The organism is Mesorhizobium tianshanense (genome assembly GCF_007830515.1).
GTDB classification, from domain to species: domain Bacteria; phylum Pseudomonadota; class Alphaproteobacteria; order Rhizobiales; family Rhizobiaceae; genus Mesorhizobium; species Mesorhizobium tianshanense.
Genome location: NZ_VLKT01000089.1, coordinates 1 through 18,499 on the forward strand (window position 1 = coordinate 1; position 18,499 = coordinate 18,499).

Annotated in this window: 16 protein-coding genes and 2 pseudogenes; 7 read left to right on the plus strand and 11 right to left on the minus strand. The window is 63.4% G+C overall.

What is annotated here, in order from left to right:
• The 4 genes and pseudogenes from IQ26_RS40855 to IQ26_RS36195 all read right to left on the minus strand — a co-directional run.
• Nucleotides 1-139, minus strand: a pseudogene (locus IQ26_RS40855) (IS110 family transposase); the annotation flags it as partial.
• Between the two features lie 428 nt (nt 140-567).
• Complete coding sequence (locus IQ26_RS36185) at nt 568-1,272, minus strand: HoxN/HupN/NixA family nickel/cobalt transporter (RefSeq protein ID WP_145723165.1); 705 nt, start codon at nt 1,270-1,272, stop codon at nt 568-570.
• Nucleotides 1,273-1,341: 69 nt separating this feature from the next.
• Nucleotides 1,342-2,343 (minus strand): annotated as a pseudogene (locus tag IQ26_RS36190) (cation diffusion facilitator family transporter); the annotation flags it as partial.
• Nucleotides 2,340-2,603: a metal-sensing transcriptional repressor gene (locus IQ26_RS36195; RefSeq protein WP_126043224.1), complete on the minus strand. Its 264-nt coding sequence runs from the start codon at nt 2,601-2,603 to the stop codon at nt 2,340-2,342. The gene IQ26_RS36195 and the pseudogene IQ26_RS36190, both read right to left, overlap by 4 nt.
• Nucleotides 2,604-2,903: 300 nt before the next feature.
• On the opposite strand from IQ26_RS36195, the gene IQ26_RS36200 reads away from it, so the two are divergent.
• Together IQ26_RS36200 and IQ26_RS36210 are read left to right on the plus strand one after the other, a co-directional pair.
• The gene (locus IQ26_RS36200) at nt 2,904-3,125 is read left to right on the plus strand and encodes a hypothetical protein (RefSeq protein ID WP_145723166.1); all 222 of its coding nucleotides are present in this window, start codon (nt 2,904-2,906) and stop codon (nt 3,123-3,125) included.
• Between the two features lie 554 nt (nt 3,126-3,679).
• Complete coding sequence (locus IQ26_RS36210; protein WP_145723167.1) at nt 3,680-4,324, plus strand: GntR family transcriptional regulator; 645 nt, start codon at nt 3,680-3,682, stop codon at nt 4,322-4,324.
• A 166-nt stretch (nt 4,325-4,490) separates the two neighbouring features.
• Here IQ26_RS36210 and IQ26_RS36215 read toward each other — a convergent pair whose 3' ends face one another.
• The 3 genes from IQ26_RS36215 to IQ26_RS36225 form a co-directional block, all read right to left on the minus strand.
• Nucleotides 4,491-6,059, minus strand: a complete 1,569-nt coding sequence (locus tag IQ26_RS36215) for a winged helix-turn-helix domain-containing tetratricopeptide repeat protein (protein ID WP_162458178.1) — start codon at nt 6,057-6,059, stop codon at nt 4,491-4,493.
• Between the two features lie 64 nt (nt 6,060-6,123).
• Nucleotides 6,124-6,369, minus strand: coding sequence for a hypothetical protein (locus IQ26_RS36220; RefSeq protein ID WP_145723169.1), 246 nt, complete (start codon nt 6,367-6,369; stop codon nt 6,124-6,126).
• A complete protein-coding gene (locus tag IQ26_RS36225) occupies nt 6,353-7,081 on the minus strand; it encodes a gamma-glutamylcyclotransferase (RefSeq protein WP_145723170.1) in 729 nt (242 codons plus the stop codon). Before IQ26_RS36225 ends, IQ26_RS36220 begins: the two co-directional genes overlap by 17 nt.
• Nucleotides 7,082-7,303: 222 nt before the next feature.
• Between IQ26_RS36225 and IQ26_RS36230 the strand changes: the two genes are divergently transcribed.
• The gene (locus IQ26_RS36230; RefSeq protein WP_145723171.1) at nt 7,304-8,068 is read left to right on the plus strand and encodes a pseudouridine synthase; all 765 of its coding nucleotides are present in this window, start codon (nt 7,304-7,306) and stop codon (nt 8,066-8,068) included.
• 45 nt (nt 8,069-8,113) lie between these two features.
• Here the strand turns inward: IQ26_RS36230 and IQ26_RS36235 are convergent, their stop codons facing one another.
• From IQ26_RS36235 to IQ26_RS36250, 4 genes are all read right to left on the minus strand, one after another.
• A complete protein-coding gene (locus tag IQ26_RS36235; RefSeq protein ID WP_145723172.1) occupies nt 8,114-8,854 on the minus strand; it encodes a 2OG-Fe(II) oxygenase in 741 nt (246 codons plus the stop codon).
• Between the two features lie 148 nt (nt 8,855-9,002).
• Entirely contained in the window at nt 9,003-11,324 is a 2,322-nt protein-coding gene (locus IQ26_RS36240; protein WP_145723173.1) for a xanthine dehydrogenase family protein molybdopterin-binding subunit, read from the minus strand.
• Nucleotides 11,321-12,304 carry an FAD binding domain-containing protein gene (locus tag IQ26_RS36245; RefSeq protein ID WP_145723174.1) on the minus strand — a complete coding sequence of 328 codons (984 nt, stop codon included), beginning with the start codon at nt 12,302-12,304 and terminating at the stop codon, nt 11,321-11,323. Before IQ26_RS36245 ends, IQ26_RS36240 begins: the two co-directional genes overlap by 4 nt.
• Nucleotides 12,301-12,780 carry a (2Fe-2S)-binding protein gene (locus IQ26_RS36250; RefSeq protein WP_145723175.1) on the minus strand — a complete coding sequence of 160 codons (480 nt, stop codon included), beginning with the start codon at nt 12,778-12,780 and terminating at the stop codon, nt 12,301-12,303. The genes IQ26_RS36245 and IQ26_RS36250 overlap by 4 nt, the downstream gene beginning before the upstream one ends.
• A 791-nt stretch (nt 12,781-13,571) precedes the next feature.
• On the opposite strand from IQ26_RS36250, the gene IQ26_RS36255 reads away from it, so the two are divergent.
• The 4 genes from IQ26_RS36255 to IQ26_RS36270 form a co-directional block, all read left to right on the plus strand.
• Nucleotides 13,572-14,102 (plus strand): putative pterin-binding protein, encoded by a 531-nt coding sequence (locus IQ26_RS36255; protein WP_162458179.1) that lies wholly within the window; start codon nt 13,572-13,574, stop codon nt 14,100-14,102.
• A gap of 21 nt (nt 14,103-14,123) precedes the next feature.
• Nucleotides 14,124-16,097 carry a putative bifunctional diguanylate cyclase/phosphodiesterase gene (locus IQ26_RS36260; RefSeq protein WP_145723177.1) on the plus strand — a complete coding sequence of 658 codons (1,974 nt, stop codon included), beginning with the start codon at nt 14,124-14,126 and terminating at the stop codon, nt 16,095-16,097.
• 267 nt (nt 16,098-16,364) lie between these two features.
• Nucleotides 16,365-16,997 carry a TetR/AcrR family transcriptional regulator gene (locus tag IQ26_RS36265; protein WP_145723178.1) on the plus strand — a complete coding sequence of 211 codons (633 nt, stop codon included), beginning with the start codon at nt 16,365-16,367 and terminating at the stop codon, nt 16,995-16,997.
• A gap of 309 nt (nt 16,998-17,306) precedes the next feature.
• Nucleotides 17,307-18,499, plus strand: a 1,193-nt coding sequence (locus IQ26_RS36270; protein ID WP_145723179.1) for an efflux RND transporter periplasmic adaptor subunit, incomplete at its 3' end; no start/stop codon positions are given.

Here is an 18,499-nt window from a genome sequence, read left to right on the forward strand (position 1 = left end):
ACGGTGCGCGCTTGCGGATCACCGCCGCGAGCAGTTGCGGGTCGGACGCGCACTTGCCCCGCCAAATCCTCTTGCCGTCCTGCCGGATCGAAATTGCCGTCTCTTTTATGGATACGTCGAGACCGATATACTGCTTCATGGCTGTCCTCCGTTCGATGCCTGGGCCCGGTGTCCATCGTGAGCCCGTTCTTCATCCTAGCGGGGGACAGCCAGCCGGCTAGAGCTCCGAACATCGCCGCCACAGCTTTGGTGGCCACCGCTCCCGCGATTACGTCATGTTCGTGCTGGAGGCGCGAAGCGGTCATCCGGCGGAGCTCAGGACGTCGCTCTCGGGCGATTCCGGCCGATGCATAGGGGCCGCTAATAGTGTCATTTCGCCCCTGCCGCAAATGCCCCCAGCGGCAGTTCGAATATTGGCTAGCGCATGACCTCATGCCGCTCTACCGTCCCGAATTGTTTTCTCCGTAGTGTGGCGGCAGCGCGGCACCATCAGGAAAAAGAAAGATCAAACAGGGAGATAGAGGCCTATCTTGATTCTGCAAATCATGCCCCCGACACTGTGCGTGATCAGGAGGCGACCTGCCAGACGGCGACGCCCGCCAGCGCCAGCCCGGCAGCGCCTTCGATGGTTCGGGAAATGGTTTCGAGTGGCTTGCCGGCGAAGAAACCAACCAGGCGTTCCCGAAACAGGATCGACAACACCGCGACGCAGGACAGCGTCAACGCCACGCCGACCATCATGGTGATTGCGAACAGAATGCCGGCGCCGGGAATGCCTCTGGACATCGCGAAGGTCATCACGAACAGCGTCAGCGGGCACGGGATCAGACCTGCCATCACGCCGACCGCCTCGCCCTCATGCCTGTGGTGATGGCCGTGGTTCAAAGCGCGCCAGAGCATCCAGACACCGATCAGGCCGAGCAGCCCACGACTGATATCCTCCAGAAGCGGAGCGCGGCCGACGCTGCCCAAGGCGATGGAGACCAGCGGCAGCGAGAGGACCGCGATCAGGACGGCAATCGTCACATGCGTGAAGGACAGCGCAATCGATACGAGAAGGCCGCGCGGAACATTTGCATCCGAACCCGCAAGATATGTCGCCAGCACGGCCTTGCTGTGGCCCGGCGTCAGCGCATGCGCGGCGCCGAAGACGACGCCCATCGGTAGGAAGCCCATGAACGCCAGCCAGTCGCCTCCTACCGAAAGCAGTTTGATCTGCTCGCCGACCGCCAGATAGATAGTTCGTTGGAACTCGACGAGAATTTGGAACATCAGCCGAGGGTAACAGAAACGAGCCGCTCTGGGCGACCGTTAGTGCCTGTGACCGTCGTGTTCGCCGTGAGCATGTCCATGGCGATGACCCGCATCCGCGCTCGCAAATCTGATATTGGCCGCCGCAAGCGCCGGCATGTGCTCGAACAGCTCGGCTTCCAGCGCCGTGGTGATCTTCTTCGCTTCGGAGACCGGCAGGCTTTCTTCGACGGCGATGGCAATGTCGGCGTGCAGCCGGTGCCCGATCCACCGCGCCTTGGCGTCGACAAGGCGCGCTCCCGGCACATGCGCGGCGGCATGGCGGATTTCGCCGATGACGCCAGGCTCTATGCCGTCGAGCATACGGGTCAGCACCGAGCGCGCCGACTGCCAGACGATGCCGAAGATCGCCAGCGTGATGAGCAGGCCGACGATCGGGTCGGCCAGTGGAAAACCGAGCCAGACGCCAAGCGCCCCGATGACCACGGCAAGGCTGGTCAGGCCGTCGGTGCGGGCATGGTAGCCGTCGGCAACGAGCGCGGCGCTGTTGATTTCCCGGCCGACGCGGATGCGGAACACCGCGACGGCCTCATTGCCGAGAAACCCGACAATGCCTGCCGCCGTCAGCCAACCAAGATGCGTCACCAATCGAGGATTTATCAGACGCTCGATGGCCTCATAACCGGCGACGATGGCGCTGAACAGGATGATCACGACGATGACGATGCCGGCCAGGTCCTCGACCCGGCCAAGGCCGTAGGTGAACGTCGGCGACGGCTTGCGCCGGGCCAGTATGAAGGCGATCCACAGCGGGATGGCGGTGGTGGCGTCACCGATGTTGTGGATCGTGTCGGCCAGCAGCGCCACGCTGCTCGACAGCACCACCACGACCATCTGCATCGCCGCCGTGATGGCCAGGATGACGAACGACCATTTTATCGCCCAGATGCCCCGGTCGGTCGTCGCTATGGTCGCATCGATGACCCCGTGGGTATGCCCATGCGCCCCGCTGCCGTGGTCGTGACCATGTACGGCGTGATCGCGGGATCCGAACCCGAGCCAGTCGAGAATGCGCGCGCCGAGACCGCTCACAGGTATTTCGCCAGTTGCTTGAGTTCCGCCAGCGAGTTGCCGCCGGTTTCCGCGGTGTCCGTCAGGCAATGCTCGATATGATCGTGGATCAGTTCGCGCTTTGCACTGCTGATGGCGCTTTCCACGGCATGGAGTTGCTGCGCCAGATCAACGCAAGGACGATGCGCCTCGAACATGGACAGCACCGCCGCAAGATGGCCTTGCGCGCGCTTCAGGCGCTTCACGATAGCGGGATGCGAATGGTGGATGCCTTCGGACATGCTTCTTTCGTATCCTCCCCCCGGGGATACGGTCAATCCTTTTGGACTCACTCCGCCGTTGAGCGTCCTGCGGCTCCAAGAAAACCGCCGGCCCGCCCGGCAATCTGCCACCCTCCTACGGATAGCTTTGCCGGCCGCCGGCCGCGTCGTATTATTTCGTGACCGTGTTGCGCTGGAACCTTCCTTCGCATCACGCGTTCGGGGCGCTGTATTCGCGATGCCTCATATTTAGGCAACATGGGAGACGGGCGAATACCGGTGGGGAGCAAACAAGCATGGGTTGGGGAGGAGCATGTAATCATGTCGAACCGTGAAATTGGAACGTCCCATACGCTCAGCCTGCGTGTCGCTGATCTCAAGGCAAAGATGCGGAGCGCCCGGATTACCGAGCACGAGATGAAAACTTTTCAGAAGGTCGCCGCCATCATGGGAGGAAGTGAAGGCTCCCTTCGGCTGCATGCCGACGACCTGATTGCAGCGTCTTTCGTTGTCGAGGCGCTGGACGACCACGCGTCGACTTGAGTTGACGGTCGTAAACCTCCTGGCGATCAGCCAGGCACCGCGTCGAAGGCCCGGGAAGTGGCGCCCAGGACCGGCGACCACTTCCCTGGCGCTGCAATTGCGCCTGACGCCCGGCCATCTTCCGCAATATTAGGCAATCGAGGTATTCTACAGCGCGCCCCTCTGTCCTACTGGACAGAGGGGCGCGCTGTCCCGCAATGTCAGCATTAAAATCCTGTTTTGTCTCAATAGGATACAAGCCAGACGTGAATCTGCTTGAGAGCCGCCGTCTCAAGGCGCGACGGCGGCACAGTGGCAGGCCCTCAGTTCCCCCAGCCGGGAAAACGCTCCGGCCGTAGCCATTGCTGCACCGGGTTGTCGTCGCCCGAAAGCACGGCCCCCACCAGCCAGCGCGCCGTGGCCGGTGCTGCATGCATGCCGATCGAGCCCATGCCGCCATACAGCAGAGTTCTGGATACTCGTATACGGGAATACAGATATCCGCTCGGGCGGCTTTCTGTTAGGCAAGGTGCACGTAATAGGAGAATCGATTGCGCGGACTAGGCGAAGGCTTGATGCAGAGACCGCAGACGGTGGCGGAGCAGGTGGCGAATGTGCTGCGCGAATCGATCGCCGACGGCAGCCTGGCGGCGGGCACGCCGCTGCGTCAGGACGACCTTGCCGAGCGCTTCGGTTTCAGCCGCATGCCTGTTCGCGACGCCCTTCGCCAGCTCGAGGCTGAAGGCATCGTTTCGATCCATCCGACCAAGGGCGCGCATGTCGCCAGGATGGACGCGACCGAGATCAGGGAAATCTTCGCGGTCCGCGCATTGCTCGAAAGCGAAGCGCTGCGGCTCTCGGTCCCGAATCTCGCCAAGGATACGCTCGACGAGGCCGGCCACGTGCTCAAGCAGATCGACGCCGAGCCGAATGTCGGTCGCTGGGGAACGCTGAACCGCGCCTTTCATCTGGCCCTCTACAGCGCCTGCGGCAACGCCAGATTGCTCGGCCTGATCGAAGCCCACCACAATGCTGCCGACCGCTACGTTCGCGTCCTTCTGTCCAACCTCAACTATCGCAGCCGCTCGCAGTCGGAACACTGGGATATCTTGACGACCTGCCGCCACCGCGATGCCGAGGCGGCCGTTCGCCTCCTGAAAAGGCACCTCGGCGAAGGCGTGAAAACGCTCGTCGAGGCCGGGCTGGCGGGAAAGTCCTGACCTTTGCCGGAACGACGCAAGGGCAGAACCCAGCCACCCGGCATCGGCTGGCAACGGCCCTCCTCTGGCGCCGGGGCGTCAGCCTTTGCCATGCGCTGTCGAAGCTCGGCCTGGTGCTCGCGCAAGCAGGCGGAGCTAAACTGGTCTCGAATTTCGAAAAGCGGTGTCACCCTTTCAGTGGTGTCGCGGGCAATGGTGTTTCCAGCAATGGCGTTTCGTCCCAGCCGGCACGCTCGAGACCCGATCGTATCCGTTCCCGATCCTCGATGCGCTCCAGGCGAAGGTCTGCAACAATCGCCTGGATAGTCAGGCCAGGTTTCAGTTGCCGTCCTTCCCTGGCGCAGACCCGCGCCTTTTCGGTATCCCCGGCCAGGGCGTAGCACGCTGAAAGCTGTGCCAAATGCCAGGCATCCTTGCGCGGGAGGCACGAAAAGGCGGTGGCTGCTTCCTGGTAGCGGCCAAGAACAAGCAGAGCCTCGCCCCTGTCGAAATAGTACCAAGGCGGGTGCATCGGATTGAGATGGATGGCCTGGTCGAGGAGCGTCAGACCGGTCTCGCCATGGCCGCGAATAGCTTCGAAAAAACCGGTCTGGGCCAAGGTATCGGCGTCGAAGGGATTGAGGTCCAGCGCCCGCGCGAAATGCTGTGCTGCCGCGTTGAGGTCGCCCCGGTAGAGCAGGATCAATGCCAGGATCCGGTGGCACCGGGCCTCGTCGGGGCTGAGGGCCGTGGCGTGGAGAGCCCGGTCTCGCGCCCGATCGAGCACGGATCGGGGTGCACTGCCATATCCACCTATGATCGTATCCGCCAGAGCGAGGTAGGCATGGGCGAGCCCCGAATCCGGATCGCGTTCGAGCGCCTGCAGCAGATGGTCGCGTGCCTGCTGGTTCACCCCCTCGCCATAACTGCGCAGCAACGCAATGCCGCGCAAAATATGGATATAGGCCTCGACATTGGCGGCAGGCGCCGGCGATGTGCGCCGCATGGCCGCGCTCTCGATATTGGCGACTAGCGCCGTCGCGATCCTTTGCGCCACGGTTCTTTGAAAAGCGAAAATCTCACTGGTCTTGAATGAAAACGTCTGCGCCCAGACACTTCGGCCCGACGCTGTTTCGGACAGCACGACGCGCACGTCATAGCCATCGTCGGCACTTTTGACAGCGCCTTCCGCAACATAGTCGACTCCGAGACGCTCGGCGGTCGCCCAGATGTCCTGGTCGGAGTATTGCGCAAGCGCGAAGGCCGAATGGCGCGCCAGCACCGCGATGGTCTTGAAGTAGGAAAGCGCGTTGATGATCTCCTCGACCGCGCCATCGAAGAGCGGCTTTGCCGTCGTATCGTCGACGTCGACGCGAAACGGCAGGACGGCGACCATCGGTTCGGGCGTTCGGCCGACTGCAACCGCGGCGGTGGCCGGCGGCAGCGAAGCGGACAGGCTGTCGGCGGCAGTCTGGAACATGTAGCCGCGCCGAGGCACGGTGCGGACCAGGGACTGCGTTTCGTCACCGATGCATTTGCGCACATCGTGGATGCACTGGGTGAGCGAGTCCTCGGTGACAATGATGCCGGGCCACACCGCTTCGAACAGTTCGTCCTTGCTCAGCACGCGGCCCGGGTTGCGCGCCAGGAAGGCAAGCAGGTCGAAGGTCTTTGGCCTGACCGGCACGATCTCGCCGTCGCGCCGCAACGTGCCGCGCTCGAGATCGAGAACCGCGCTGCCGATCTGTTGTACCAAGCCACTGCACCATCGCTGCGCCTGATCGCACAGCAATCATCGGAGCCGCAGAAGCCGGTAAAGGTCAAGGCCGAAAAATGCCGGGCTGAATGAGGCTGGTCCGAAACAGGCTGGTAACGCGCTTCCAGAGACCTGGCCGTGCTTCGCCGGGGACTATTATCGTACCGCCGGCCGTCAGAGCGTCGAGATAGTGCAGCATCTGCACAGTCTCGCCGCCACAGAATTCAACGCTGCCCGTCGACAGGACCCGATGCACCGCTTCCTGTGCGGTGATCGACGGGAGGGATAGTCCTTCAACCTTCGCATGCATAATCGATCTCCACGGTTGGCGCCGGCAAGGGCGTGCCGGATTGCAATGATCCGAGATAGGCGGCGACCTTGCCCTGCAGCCGCCATAGTGTTGCGTCGCGGATATTGCGGGCTTCGAGCTGAAGGACGGTGCGGCGCAGATAGTCGGCGCAGCTGCCGATGTGGCCGGCGGCGAGCGACAGGATTTCCACCGTGGTCTGCTCGGGTAAGTTCGCCGCATAGGCGGGGCCGCTCCGGTTGGCGACGAAGGCGATGGCCCGCAAATTCCCACCTGCGCCTCGAACGGAGACCCAGCGGGGAATGTTCGTCGGCGGGTTGGCGCTCATCTCCCGGCGCAGCAGCCAGTCGATTGTCGCGTCGATATCACGATCGGGGAGACGGTAGACGACACCGCGACAGCTGCCGCCACGGTCGAGCGCAAGCATCAGGCCCGGCCGCTCGCGCGTGCCCCGCCAGCGGGTCAGCCATAGCGAAAATCGCCGATGCCAGCCATGTACGGTCGCCGGCCGTTCCTCGACGAATTCGAAGCAAGGGTTCCACAGCAGCGAGCCATAGGCGAACACCCAGACGTCACGCGGGCGTCCGGCAAGCAGTTGCTTGCGAATGGCGGCATAGTCGCGGTCCTCCAGGCTGCGCAGTCCCGGCGCCGGGCCGGCGTCTTCGATCCTATAATCGATCCTGGCAAGGAGGTCTTCGGTAAGGGCGATTGTCATGGCTGCTCATCGGGTTTGTCTCCCGCGAGCATCGCCGCGGCATGGCCTCCGCGTCCTGAACGGACGCTGATATTGTGCTGAAATCGAATGGAGCATCAGCTGTGGAAAAAGAGGATGCCGCCTCGCTCCTTGGCGGCGACATTCTGTTCCCTCTCCCGTGGACAGAGCCGGCTACCGGCTATACTGGGATGCCCCGGACACAGGAACCCACGCGTAAGATCCATGGCGCCACGACCCGGAATCGGCCGGCCACGCCCCGCCGCTGGAGCCAGTCCTCCAGGCGTCAGCCTTTGCCGTGCGTTGTCGAAACTCGGCCTGTGCTCGCGCAAGCAGGCTGAGGTTCTGGTCGCCGAAGGGCGCGTCCGAGTCGCGGGCAAGGTCGTGCGCAACGGCTCGCTGCGGGTCGATCCCAGCCGCGACCGCATCGAGGTCGACGACAAGCGCGTCGTCGCCGAGCGTAAGGTCTATCTGATGATCAACAAGCCGCGCGGCCTGGTCACCACCCGCGACGACCCGCAGGATCGCGGCACCGTCTATGACTGCCTGGCCGGGCTCGCCCTGCCCTTCGTGTCGCCGGTCGGTCGCCTCGACAAGGCCAGCGAGGGCCTGCTCTTGATGACCAACGACACGCGCTTCGCGCAGCGCCTGCTCGACCCCGCCTCGCACTTCGCCAAGATCTATCACGTGCAGATCGGCGCCCTGCCCGACGAGGCCATGCTGGCCCGGTTGCGCGCCGGCGCCACGGTCGACGGCGAGGAATTGACGGCGCGGTCGATCGACATCCTGCGCAGCGGCACCAGCACCGCCTGGCTGGAAATCACCCTCGACGAAGGCCGCAACCGCCATATCCGCCGGCTGCTCGGGGCGCATGATATCGAGGTGCTTCGCCTCGTGCGGGTGGCGATCGGCCAGTTGCAGCTCGGCGACCTTGCCAAGGGCAAGGCGCGCCACCTCACGACCGAGGAGCTGGCGCCGTTTCAGGCGTGATGTCCATCGCGCCTGCAGCGCGCGATCCAAATTCGATTTCAGGCTCTACTTCGCGTCGTGGAAGATGATGCCCACCGTATGGCGTATGCCGGAGCGAAGCCGGCTGACGCCGTGCCTGAGATTGACCCGGTAGCTGCCTTTGCCGCCCTGGACCGGGCGATTGTGGACCGCGAAAACAACGGCATCGCCCTGGCGCAGCGGCACCACCTCGGCACGGCTCTGCATGCGCGGACGCTGCTCGGTCAGCACGAACTCGCCGCCGGTGAAATCCTTATCCGGTTCGGACAGCAGGACCGCGACCTGCAGCGGGAAGGCAAGATCGCCGTAGAGATCCTGATGCAGGCAGTTGAAGTCGCCGGGACCATATTGCAGCAGCAGCGGCGTCGGCCGTGTCTGGCCCTGGTCGTGGCATTGCTTGAGGAACGCGGCGTGTTCGTCCGGGTAGCGCTGGGCAAGCCCCAAGCGCTCGTTCCAGTCGTTGGCGACCGCGGCGAGGCGCGGATAGAGCGCGCTGCGCAGGCCGCCGATCAGCTCCGGCAAGGGATAGCTGAAGTAACGGTACTCACCCTTGCCGAAGCCGTGCCGCGCCATATGGACATGGCTGCGGAAATGGCTTTCGTCCGGATAGAGCGCCGCGATCTGCCTGCACTCCTGCGGCGTCAGCAGCTTTTCCATCACGGCGCAGCCATAGCCGCTCAGCTCCTCGGCCAATGCCTGCCAATCATATCCGGCGACGCGCGCTTGTGCCGATCGGACCGCTGCCGCTGGAACCGCGTGTATGGTCATGGCATGCCTCCTCTGGCTTCATAGGCTTCTGCCGACAGATGGGTGAAACAGCGCACGCAAACCACCCGTTTCCTGCCAATGAGGTTACGCACAGAGTTGAAGCTGCCGATCTCCGCTTGAGGGAGATCGGCAGCTTCGCCGTCTCGCCCTAGATCAGCTTCTCCAGGGTGATCGGCAGATCCCTAACTCGCTTGCCGGTGGCATGGAACACCGCATTGGCGATCGCCGGCGCCACGCCGACGATGCCGAGTTCTCCCACACCCTTGCCGCCGAGCACGGAGGAGTGCGGGTCGGGGATGCCGACCGAGATCACCTCGATGTCGGGGATGTCGGCATTGGTCGCGATGAGATAGTCGGCCAGATTGTTGTTGACGATGCGGCCGTGGCGGCGGTCGACGATGCCTTCCTCCAGCAGCGCCTGGCCGATGCCCATGATGATGCCGCCCCTCCACTGGCTTTCGGCGAGCTTGGGATTGTAGAGCCGGCCCGAATCCAGCGCCGACACCACGCGCGACACGCGAACCGTGCCAAAATCCTCGTCGACGCGCACTTCGATGAAATGCGCGCACCAGCTGTGGCGGGAATAGTCGCCCTCGGTGTGCGACAGCGCCGTTGCGATGGTGGTGTAATTCTTGTAGCGATCCTCGACCGTGGAATTGGCCGGCATGGTGTCGCCCATCGCTTCGATATGGTCGCGCCCGACACTGCCGAGCAGCTCGGTGATCGAGACCTCAGGGCCGTCGCCGCGCGGCGAGGCGATGCGGCCCTTAGTGACGACCAGCGTGTTGGCCTGCAGCGCATGGAACGGCGAATTTGGATCGCTGATGGCGAGCCCGACCAGCTGGTCGAGCGCGGCTGTCGCCGCCTTGTACACGGCGCCGGTCATCACGCCGGCCAGCCGCGACCCGCCGGTGACGCCGGCGCGGGGATAGCGGGAGTCACCCAGCTTCACCACGACGTTCTCGGCCGGCACGCCCACCACCTCGGCGGCGGTCTGCGCCAGGATCGTATAGGTGCCCTGCCCCATGTCGATGCTCGAGCTTTCGACCTCGACCGAGCCGTCGGCGAGGATGCGCACGACAGCCTCGCCATAGGCGCGCCGCACCGGATAAGTGCCGGCGGCAACGCCCCAGCCGATCAGCTGGTTGCCGTCGCGCATCGAGCGCGGCTCGGGTGTGCGCTTCGACCAGCCGAAGGCCTCGGCGCCGGCTGCGTATGCCTCGCGCAGCTGCCGTGTCGACCACGGCTTTTTCACCTCCGGATCCTGTTCGGCATAGTTCCTGAGCCGGATTTCCAGCGGATCGATGCCGACCTCGTCGGCCAGCTCGTCGATCGCGCTTTCGATGCCGAAGGCGCTCGGGTTCTCGCCCGGCGCGCGTAACGCACCCGGCACCACCGTGTTCACCCGCACGACATTCTGCCGCGACGAGAAATTCGGCGTCGCATACATGATCGAGGTTACCGAGCCGAGCGGCTCGACCCACATGCCGTCGACCGAGGTCTCGTTGACGCCGCGGTGCACGATCGACTGGATCCGTCCCTCGGCGTCGGCACCGAGCGCCACTGTCTGGCGCGTCGCCGCCCGTCCGCCATAGGCGGTGAAGGTCTGCGGCCTTGTGACCGCGAGCTTCACCGGCCGGCCGAGCATCTTCGCGGCAATCGCCGCTACCGCGCTATAGCCATATGCGAACGCCTTGGAGCCGAAGCCACCGCCGATATAGGGCGAGATCAGGCGCACATTCTCGAACGGCACGCCGAACCATTCGGCATAGGTCCGCGCCATTCCGTCGAGCCATTGGCTGGGCTCCCACACCGTCAGCTGGTCGCCCTCCCAGTGCGCGATCAGGCCATGCGGTTCGAGCGGCGTCTGGTACTCGCGCGGCGTGTTGTAGGCGGCGCAGATCCGCACGGGCGCCGAGGCGAAAGCCGCCTGCGCGTCGCCCCATTCCTTGGTCATCGCGTCGATCGGAATGCCGTCGCCGGCCTTCGGATCGCTAAGGTCGACGATGGCCGCCATCTCGTCATAGCTGACCTTGACAAGTGCTGCGGCCGCGACGGCCTGCTCGAAACTCTCCGCCACCACCGCCGCGACATGCTGGCCGCTGAAGGTGATGTCGCGCGCCAGCGGGTAATAGGGGGCGTCCGGCGGCGGCGTGCCCAGCCAGTCCGTCGCGGTGTTGAGGCGCAACACATTATCCGGCGTCAGCACCAGGAGCACGCCGGGTGCGCTTTCGGCGGCGGCGGTGTCGATCGAACGCACCCGGCCCGCCGCAATCGTGCTCTCGACGAGAACGGCATGGCTGAGCCCGTCGAGCTGCTGCTCGACCGCGTATTTTGCAGCGCCGGTGATCTTGGCCGGGCCGTCGACGCGCGACAGCCGCCCGCCCACGGCTTCCGCGAGGACGGCGCCGTCCGACGCGTCGCCCCTCTTCGAATCGCAATGTCTGGTTCTGATCTCGTGAACGGTCATGCCGTTTCTCCCACTTTCAGGATGGCGCGGGCGACAACGCGCGGCGCCAGTTCGATCTTGTACTGGTTGGCGCCGTGGTCGACGGCGCCTTCGATGGCGAGCAGGCTGGCGCGCCTGACCGTGTCCGGTTCCAGCAGCTTGCCTTTCAGCGCCTCTTCCACGGCGCGGGCGCGCCACGGTTTGGTGGCGACACCGCCGAGCGCCACACGCAAATCCTTGATCGTCCTTCCGTCAGCTTCGAATTCGACACCGACGGCGGCACCTGCGGCGGCGAATTCGTAGGATTGCCGGTCGCGGACCTTCAGGTAGGTCGAGCGCCGCGCGGCTGCGGAAGCAGGGATGCCGATCGCGGTGATCATTTCGCCCGGTGCGATCGCATGCTCCCTGTCGGGCGTGGCGTCCGGCAGCAGAAAAAAGTCGTCGGTTGCGATCTGGCGGTCGCCGAGATGGACGATCGCGTCGAAGGCGACGAGCGCCGTCGCCAGATCGCCCGGATAGGTGGCGATGCAGGCCTCGCTGGTGCCGAGCACGGCATGGCCGCGGGTGACGCCGCCGATCGCCGAACAGCCGCTGCCGGGCGAGCGCTTGTTGCAGGCGGGGAAATTCGCCGGATCGCGGAAATAGGGGCAGCGCGTACGCTGCATCAGATTGCCGCCGATGGTCGCCATGTTGCGGAGCTGCGCCGACGCCGCCTGCCACAACGCTTCCGAGACGGCGGGGAACCGGCTCTTTATGTCGGCATCGTCGGCGACGCTGCTCATCCTTGCCAGCGCGCCGATCATGGCGCCCTGGTCATCGACCGTGACCGTATCCAGCCCCTTGAGATGGGTGATGTCGACCACGGTGTCAGGTTCGGTGACGCCGCATTTGGCGAGATCGATCAGCGTCGTGCCGCCGGCCAAGAGCATGGCGCCGGGCAGCGCCGCCGCCTGGCGTGCCGCATCGATGGAATTGGCGCGCAGATACGAAAAATCCCTCATGACGCAACCTCCAGTGCCGCCTGGCGCACGGCGGCGACGATGTGCGGATAGGCGCCGCAGCGGCAGAGATTGCCGGCCATGTATTCGCGGATCTCGTCATCCGAGCCGGCATGGCCCTCGCGGATGCAGGCGACCGCCGACATGATCTGGCCCGGCGTGCAGTAGCCGCACTGGAAGGCATCCTGTTCGAGGAAGGCGGCCTGCACCGCGTGCAGCGTGCCGTCGCCCTCGGCAAGCCCTTCGATGGTGGTGACCGCCCTGCCCTCGGCCTGGGCGGCGAGCGTCAGGCATGCCAGCACGCGCTGGCCGTCGACATGCACGGTGCAGGCGCCGCATTGGCCGTGGTCGCAGCCCTTCTTGGTACCGGTCAGGCCGAGATGGTCGCGCAAGGCGTCGAGCAGCGTGACGCGCGGCTCGACCTCCAGTTCATGGCGATGTCCGTTGATGTCTAGATGGATGGGGGTTTTGCTTGTCATGAGCGTCTGGCTCCAGTTGCTTGACGCGGAAGGGGAAGATCTGATGCCCGGCCGGCGAGCGGCAAGGTCACCAGATGGCTAAGTTGGCTGATCTCCCCCCTTGAGGGGAGATGGCCGGCAGGCCAGAGGGGATCGTCTCGCATAACGCGCCAACCTCCACCTGTCGCAAGGAGGAGGCCGTGCCCGGTCGAACCGACCCCCTGCCCTGCCGGGCCTCTCCCCTCAAGGGGGGAGATTGGCAGCTCCACTGCCTTCGCCAATCTCCAGCAGCGAGCAGTAACAGCTTGCAGGCTCTCAACACGTGACATACCGGTCTCCCTGATTATATGATAAAGGTGCTCCACTAAAACGGAGGCGCCTCCGTTTATTACGTGGGGGCTGATCCGGCGCGGTTCAAGCCCTGTATTGGCAGTGGAGAAAAAATTGGCGTCGCAACCGCGCCGCCAAGCTATGAGACGAATCCGCAAAGCTGCTGCGCGCGTGTCGTCAAACGGAATCGACAACGCCGAAACCGGTTGCACATTCGACACCAGAACGTCTGGCGGAGCCGAATTCGTTCGGCAATTCACTGTGGCTGGAAATCCTCCTCCGCTGCCGGTTTGAAACCGTCCGACCTTCTGCGGCGTCAAGAAACGGCATCAGAATAGCGGTTCCCGCCCGCCTGAATAAAAGCTAACGGAAAAATTAAGCATTGATGGCACTGTGATCAGTCTGCGCAATGTAACCAGTCTGCCCGAATGAAGGTCAGACAACGGCTGGGTGCTTGCCCATCGAGAAGAAAGGATTGCTGCATGTCATCCTTGCTCAACACAGGACTTTTGCCGCTTAGGCGCAGTCTGATCATGCTGGCAGTTTTGGCCCTCGGCATTCTGCCCGCGAGGGCGTTGGAGCCCGCTGACCTCCCGGAGCCGCCAGACACGGTGGCCTTCAATGTTCAGAAGGACGGCAAGCCAGTTCCAGTTACCTTGCGACAGCTGGAAAAGCTCGGTCTCTACAGAGTCACTACTCCAAGTCCATTTGAAAAGGGGCAGCTTACATTTGAAGGCGTTCTGTTCCGCGATGTGCTCAAGCTCGTTGGATTGGAGGGCGAGGATTCCGTGACGCTGCGCGCGGTGGACGAATACGTGCAGATAATTCCGCGCGAAGATTGGACGGAAGGTCCCCTCCTGCTTGCCACCCGCCAGAACGGAAAATTGCTGACCCGGCGAACCCAGGGTCCCACCAGGCTGGTCTACCCGCTCAATGACCACCCCGCCTTCGATACGCCAATCCGCAAACCACGATGGGTCTGGGTGATCGAGACGCTCGAGCCCGGCGGCTGATCGAGCTCCGGCGTGGCTCGCATGGTACGGTTTGGATCGAGAGGCTGGCGCGTTCCGCTCACCTACGGGACCGCCATTGCGGCTGCGGTAGCCTGTTCGGCCGTGTTGATCACCGTATTGTTTCTCAGCCTCAGCAAGATCGAATCGTCGCTGCCTCGGTTCGGCTTCTTCGCCGTCCGCGAGTTCCACATTGCAATACGCGATGTAACCCACCTCAGGGACATGACTTCGCTCGCCCAGGCCGCCCCAGGGTCCGCGGACAGCCTTGAGCAATTATCGGCGGCGAACGACCTGGTCTACATTCGTTTCAAGCGGATCGACGGCACCGGGACAACGAGCGAAATTCCCGCCTACGCAAGTATCGTGCCGCGTGTCGCCGACGCGGTGACACGACTTGATGCCATGATCGCGGCAGGGCTGCCTCTCGACGAAAAGAGCCTGAAGGAAATGGGGCTTGAGCTCGAGCATCTCGTGGAGAGGATGAATGACGAATATTATAAATATGGAGATGAGATCAACGAAGATCTCTATTCCACAGAAAAAAGTCTGAATAGATTCAATTACCAGATTGCTTTCGCCTTGGCGGTTTTGTCGCTGCTGGCGATCGGAACTGCCGTATTGCTTATCGGTCGTCGGGAAACGATAAAGAAACTGGAATTTCTGGCCTGGCGCGACGCGACGACGGAATTGAAGAATCGCGCCTGGATGTCAGCCAACAGGGACGTGATGCTGGATCGGGCAAGGCTCGCCGGCAAGCAACTCCGGCTTTTCCTGATAGACCTGGATCATTTCAAGAGCGTGAACGATACGTTCGGTCATCACATCGGTGATCTGCTGCTGAAAGCCGTAGCCGAGGTCCTGCAATCGGTCGAACGGCCCGACGAAGTGGTCGCTGTCCGTTTGGGCGGAGACGAGTTTGCGATCATGGCGATTGGCGACCGGCACGCCGCAGCGGATGCTCTCGGAGATCGGCTTCGGCAGCAATTGAACCGGTTTGCCGAACTCGAGGGCCATCACGTGCGCATGGGAGCCAGTATCGGCATGGCATGTTTTCCCGAGCATGGGTCGGATATTTCCACCCTGCTGCGCAACGCAGACAGCGCTCTTTATGTAGCCAAAGCTGAAGGACGCTCTGGTTTCGTCACGTTCTCACCTGCAATTCTCAATCAGTTCGACATGCAGCTTGGCGAGGAAGCTGGCATCAAGCGGGCGCTCAACTGCGACGAGTTCTTCCTGGTCTGGCAACCGCAATTCGAGCTGGCGACCGGCCGCATGACCGGCGCCGAGGCGCTTGTGCGTTGGCGCGACCCCGCTGCGGCAGCGATTCGTCTGCCGGTGTCGTTCATTCCAACTGCCGAACGAAGCGACCTGATACTGGAAATCGACAAGGTTGTGTTGAGCAAGGCTTGCCTGCAGGCAGCTCGATGGATGCCTGTTTCCGCCGATGATTTTGTTTGCTCCGTCAATCTTTCGGGCAAAAGCCTTCAGAACGATGCATATTTCGCCCACCTCCTTCTGGTGTTGCAACAGACAGGACTGCCGCCGTCGCGCCTGCAACTGGAAATAACGGAAGGGGTATTTATCCAGAACAGCCGAAACGCCTTGAACGCCCTGGCGGAAATTCGAAATATCGGGGTCGGCCTGGCACTCGACGATTTCGGGTCCGGCTATTCAAGTTTCGGCTACCTTGCCGATTTCAATCTGGATCAGCTGAAGATCGACCGATCGTTCTTGAGCGGTCTGGAATCGTCGAAGAAGAAACAGAACATTGTTCGAGGCATTATCGCGCTGGCCAATTCCCTCGGTTTGACCGTCGTGGCGGAGGGCGTGGAAAACGAAACGCAGCTTGATTTTCTGATCGCCGAGCGTTGTCACAGCGCTCAAGGGTTTTTCATGTCACAGCCCATCGAAGAAAATTTGCTGACGAAACACCTGATCGCCAGGCAAGGCCGGATGAAAGACGCGGACAAGTTCAGGCTGAGCCTTTCTGCCTAATGCATGCCGCCCAAAAGTGCGCAGCGGTTTTGGGATAACGGCATGCATAAACAAGAACTTAAAGCGCGTCGCATGAATCCTTTCAGACGCGACGCGCTTTAGCCGGTGTCCGGCCATTTTGCCGATCTGCACTGGCAGTCGGTCGCGGCCCCGGGGACAGGCTTGCGAGCTCGAAGGACATGACATACTCGATCCCGTGACTATATTAACGGGGCCTGCCGGACCCTCCCTGCCGAGTTCAAGCCCGGACCGATCTTGGAGAAAAAATTGGCCTCGCAGCCGCCCGCCACGCTTGGAGACAAGGCCGACGCCGCAGCGGCAAAGCCGCTGCGCGCCGACGCCCAGCGCAACCGCGACGCGCTGGTCGAGGTCGCGGCAGCGGCCTTTGCGACGCATGGCGTCGATGCCTCGCTGGAGGAGATCGCGCGCCAGGCCGGCGTCGGCATCGGCACGCTCTACCGGCATTTTCCGACGCGCGAGCATCTGGTCGAGGTGGTCTACCGGCGCGAAGTTGAAGCGCTGTGCCACGCCGCCGACGAGCTCGCCCTGCATCATCCGCCCGACGTCGCGCTCGAACAATGGATGCAGCGCTTCGTCGACTACATCGCCACCAAGCGCGGCCTGGCCACGAGCCTGCGCATCCTGCTCAACACCAATTCCACGCTGTTCTCGGACATGTCCGGCAGGGTGTCGCTAGCCTTGCGGCGGCTGGTCGACGCGGCAGTGGCCGACGGCTCGATCCGCGGCGACGTCGACAGTTCCGATGTACTGCACGCGCTGGGCGGCATCTATTCGGCGCCCGACACCGAGGACTGGCGCGACCGCTCGCGCCGGCTGGTCTCGCTGCTGATGGACGGGCTGCGGTTTGGGGCGGGGAAGCCGGCGAAGGTGGGTAGCTGAGGGGCAAGGCGCCGAAAGCTCGGCGATAGCGAAGTCCGTGGCGCCATTGCGGACGTTGGAGTTGCTGCAATCGAACCGTTAGCCAGACCCGGAAGGCAGACAGTGCCTGCCGGGTAACTGTGATGACAGTTGCCCGTATCCGCCCTTGGCTGCCGCCCGATGCGCGGTGAAGCAAATCGACAACACGGCAGCCTCACCTTCCTGCCGCCAAACGGAACCCGCGTTTTGATCCATGTCATTGCGGGCACAGCGTCCAAGGCGCAGCGATAACAGCATGAACCGTCCCCATCCCAATTGTAGGGAACGTATATGCTTGAGATTCCAAAGCCGATCGTGAAGGAGGTTCCTTCCGGAACGCGGGACAAGGTCGTGGGGAAGACACGGCGACCTGTAACGGCGCGCATGCTCGCGTCCGCCATCGTGCTGGCAATCGCCATCGGCGCAGGTGTCGGGGCGTGGACAATGTTCCTGCGCCCAATCGAGGTTCAAGTCGCGGCCGCCGAGCGCGACGTGCCGGTGCAGGTCTTCGGCCTCGGGACGGTCGAGGCGCGCGTGACCTCCAGGATCGGCTTCAAGGTGTCCGGCGTGCTCGTCGATCTTCGCGCCGATGTCGGCAAACGTGTCGCCAAAGGCGCGGTTCTCGCCCGCCTTGATGACCGCGAGCAGAGTGCACAGGTCGCCCGGGCAAATGCGATGGTCGAACTGGCTGATGCCAATCTTCAAAGGGCTGCGGCAAGCGTCGAAAAGGCTCAGGCGAACTTTGCGAACGCCAAGAGCATCAACGAGCGCCGGCAGGCGCTGCTAAAGAACAACAACACCTCGATCGAAGCGGCGCAGACGGCACAGGCGGCCCAAGATGCGGCGCTTGCCGATGTGAGCCTGGCGCAAAGCGACGTCCTGGTGGCCAAGGCCAACATCGGCGATGCTGAAGCTCAGCGGCAGCTGCAATCAACCATGTTGGAGTTTTACACCCTCGCGGCTCCCTACGACGCCATGGTGACTGCACGCCTGAAGGAACTCGGCTCGGCGCTCGGCGCGGGCGAGCCGGTGTTCACGCTGATCGATCCGAAAACCGTGTGGGCGCTCGCTTATGTCGACGAGAGCAAGGCCGGCAAGATCGCTGTCGGCGAGTCAGCCGAGATCGTGCTGCGATCTCAGCCAGGCCGGCGTTTCGCCGGCCACGTGGTGCGCATCCAGCCGGAAAGCGATCGCGTCAACGAGGAACGGCGGGTAGAGATCGCGTTCGACACGCTGCCGGCTGACTTGTACCTCGGCGAACAGGCCGAGGCCCACATCACGACCGTCCGGCTTCCGCAGGCCCTGTTGGTCCCGGAAGCGGCGATCACCGGGCTCGGCAACAATCAAGGGACCGTATGGACCGTCGAGGACGGATATCTGGAGCAGCGCAACGTGACACTCGGGCACCGGTTGCTCGATGGACGCTTTGAGATCGCCGGCGGCGTCCCGGAGCACGCGCTTGTCGTCACGACGTTGCGCAGCGG

Excerpts from the sequence above, each read along its gene's own strand:
- IQ26_RS36185 (WP_145723165.1), bottom strand. The coding sequence starts at position 1,272 with ATGTTCCAAATTCTCGTCGAGTTCCAACGAACTATCTATCTGGCGGTC.
- IQ26_RS36195 (WP_126043224.1), bottom strand. The coding sequence starts at position 2,603 with ATGTCCGAAGGCATCCACCATTCGCATCCCGCTATCGTGAAGCGCCTG.
- IQ26_RS36200 (WP_145723166.1), top strand. The coding sequence starts at position 2,904 with ATGTCGAACCGTGAAATTGGAACGTCCCATACGCTCAGCCTGCGTGTC.
- IQ26_RS36210 (WP_145723167.1), top strand. The coding sequence starts at position 3,680 with ATGCAGAGACCGCAGACGGTGGCGGAGCAGGTGGCGAATGTGCTGCGC.
- IQ26_RS36220 (WP_145723169.1), bottom strand. The coding sequence starts at position 6,369 with ATGCATGCGAAGGTTGAAGGACTATCCCTCCCGTCGATCACCGCACAG.
- IQ26_RS36225 (WP_145723170.1), bottom strand. The coding sequence starts at position 7,081 with ATGACAATCGCCCTTACCGAAGACCTCCTTGCCAGGATCGATTATAGG.
- IQ26_RS36230 (WP_145723171.1), top strand. The coding sequence starts at position 7,304 with ATGGCGCCACGACCCGGAATCGGCCGGCCACGCCCCGCCGCTGGAGCC.
- IQ26_RS36235 (WP_145723172.1), bottom strand. The coding sequence starts at position 8,854 with ATGACCATACACGCGGTTCCAGCGGCAGCGGTCCGATCGGCACAAGCG.
- IQ26_RS36240 (WP_145723173.1), bottom strand. The coding sequence starts at position 11,324 with ATGACCGTTCACGAGATCAGAACCAGACATTGCGATTCGAAGAGGGGC.
- IQ26_RS36245 (WP_145723174.1), bottom strand. The coding sequence starts at position 12,304 with ATGAGGGATTTTTCGTATCTGCGCGCCAATTCCATCGATGCGGCACGC.
- IQ26_RS36250 (WP_145723175.1), bottom strand. The coding sequence starts at position 12,780 with ATGACAAGCAAAACCCCCATCCATCTAGACATCAACGGACATCGCCAT.
- IQ26_RS36255 (WP_162458179.1), top strand. The coding sequence starts at position 13,572 with ATGTCATCCTTGCTCAACACAGGACTTTTGCCGCTTAGGCGCAGTCTG.
- IQ26_RS36260 (WP_145723177.1), top strand. The coding sequence starts at position 14,124 with ATGGTACGGTTTGGATCGAGAGGCTGGCGCGTTCCGCTCACCTACGGG.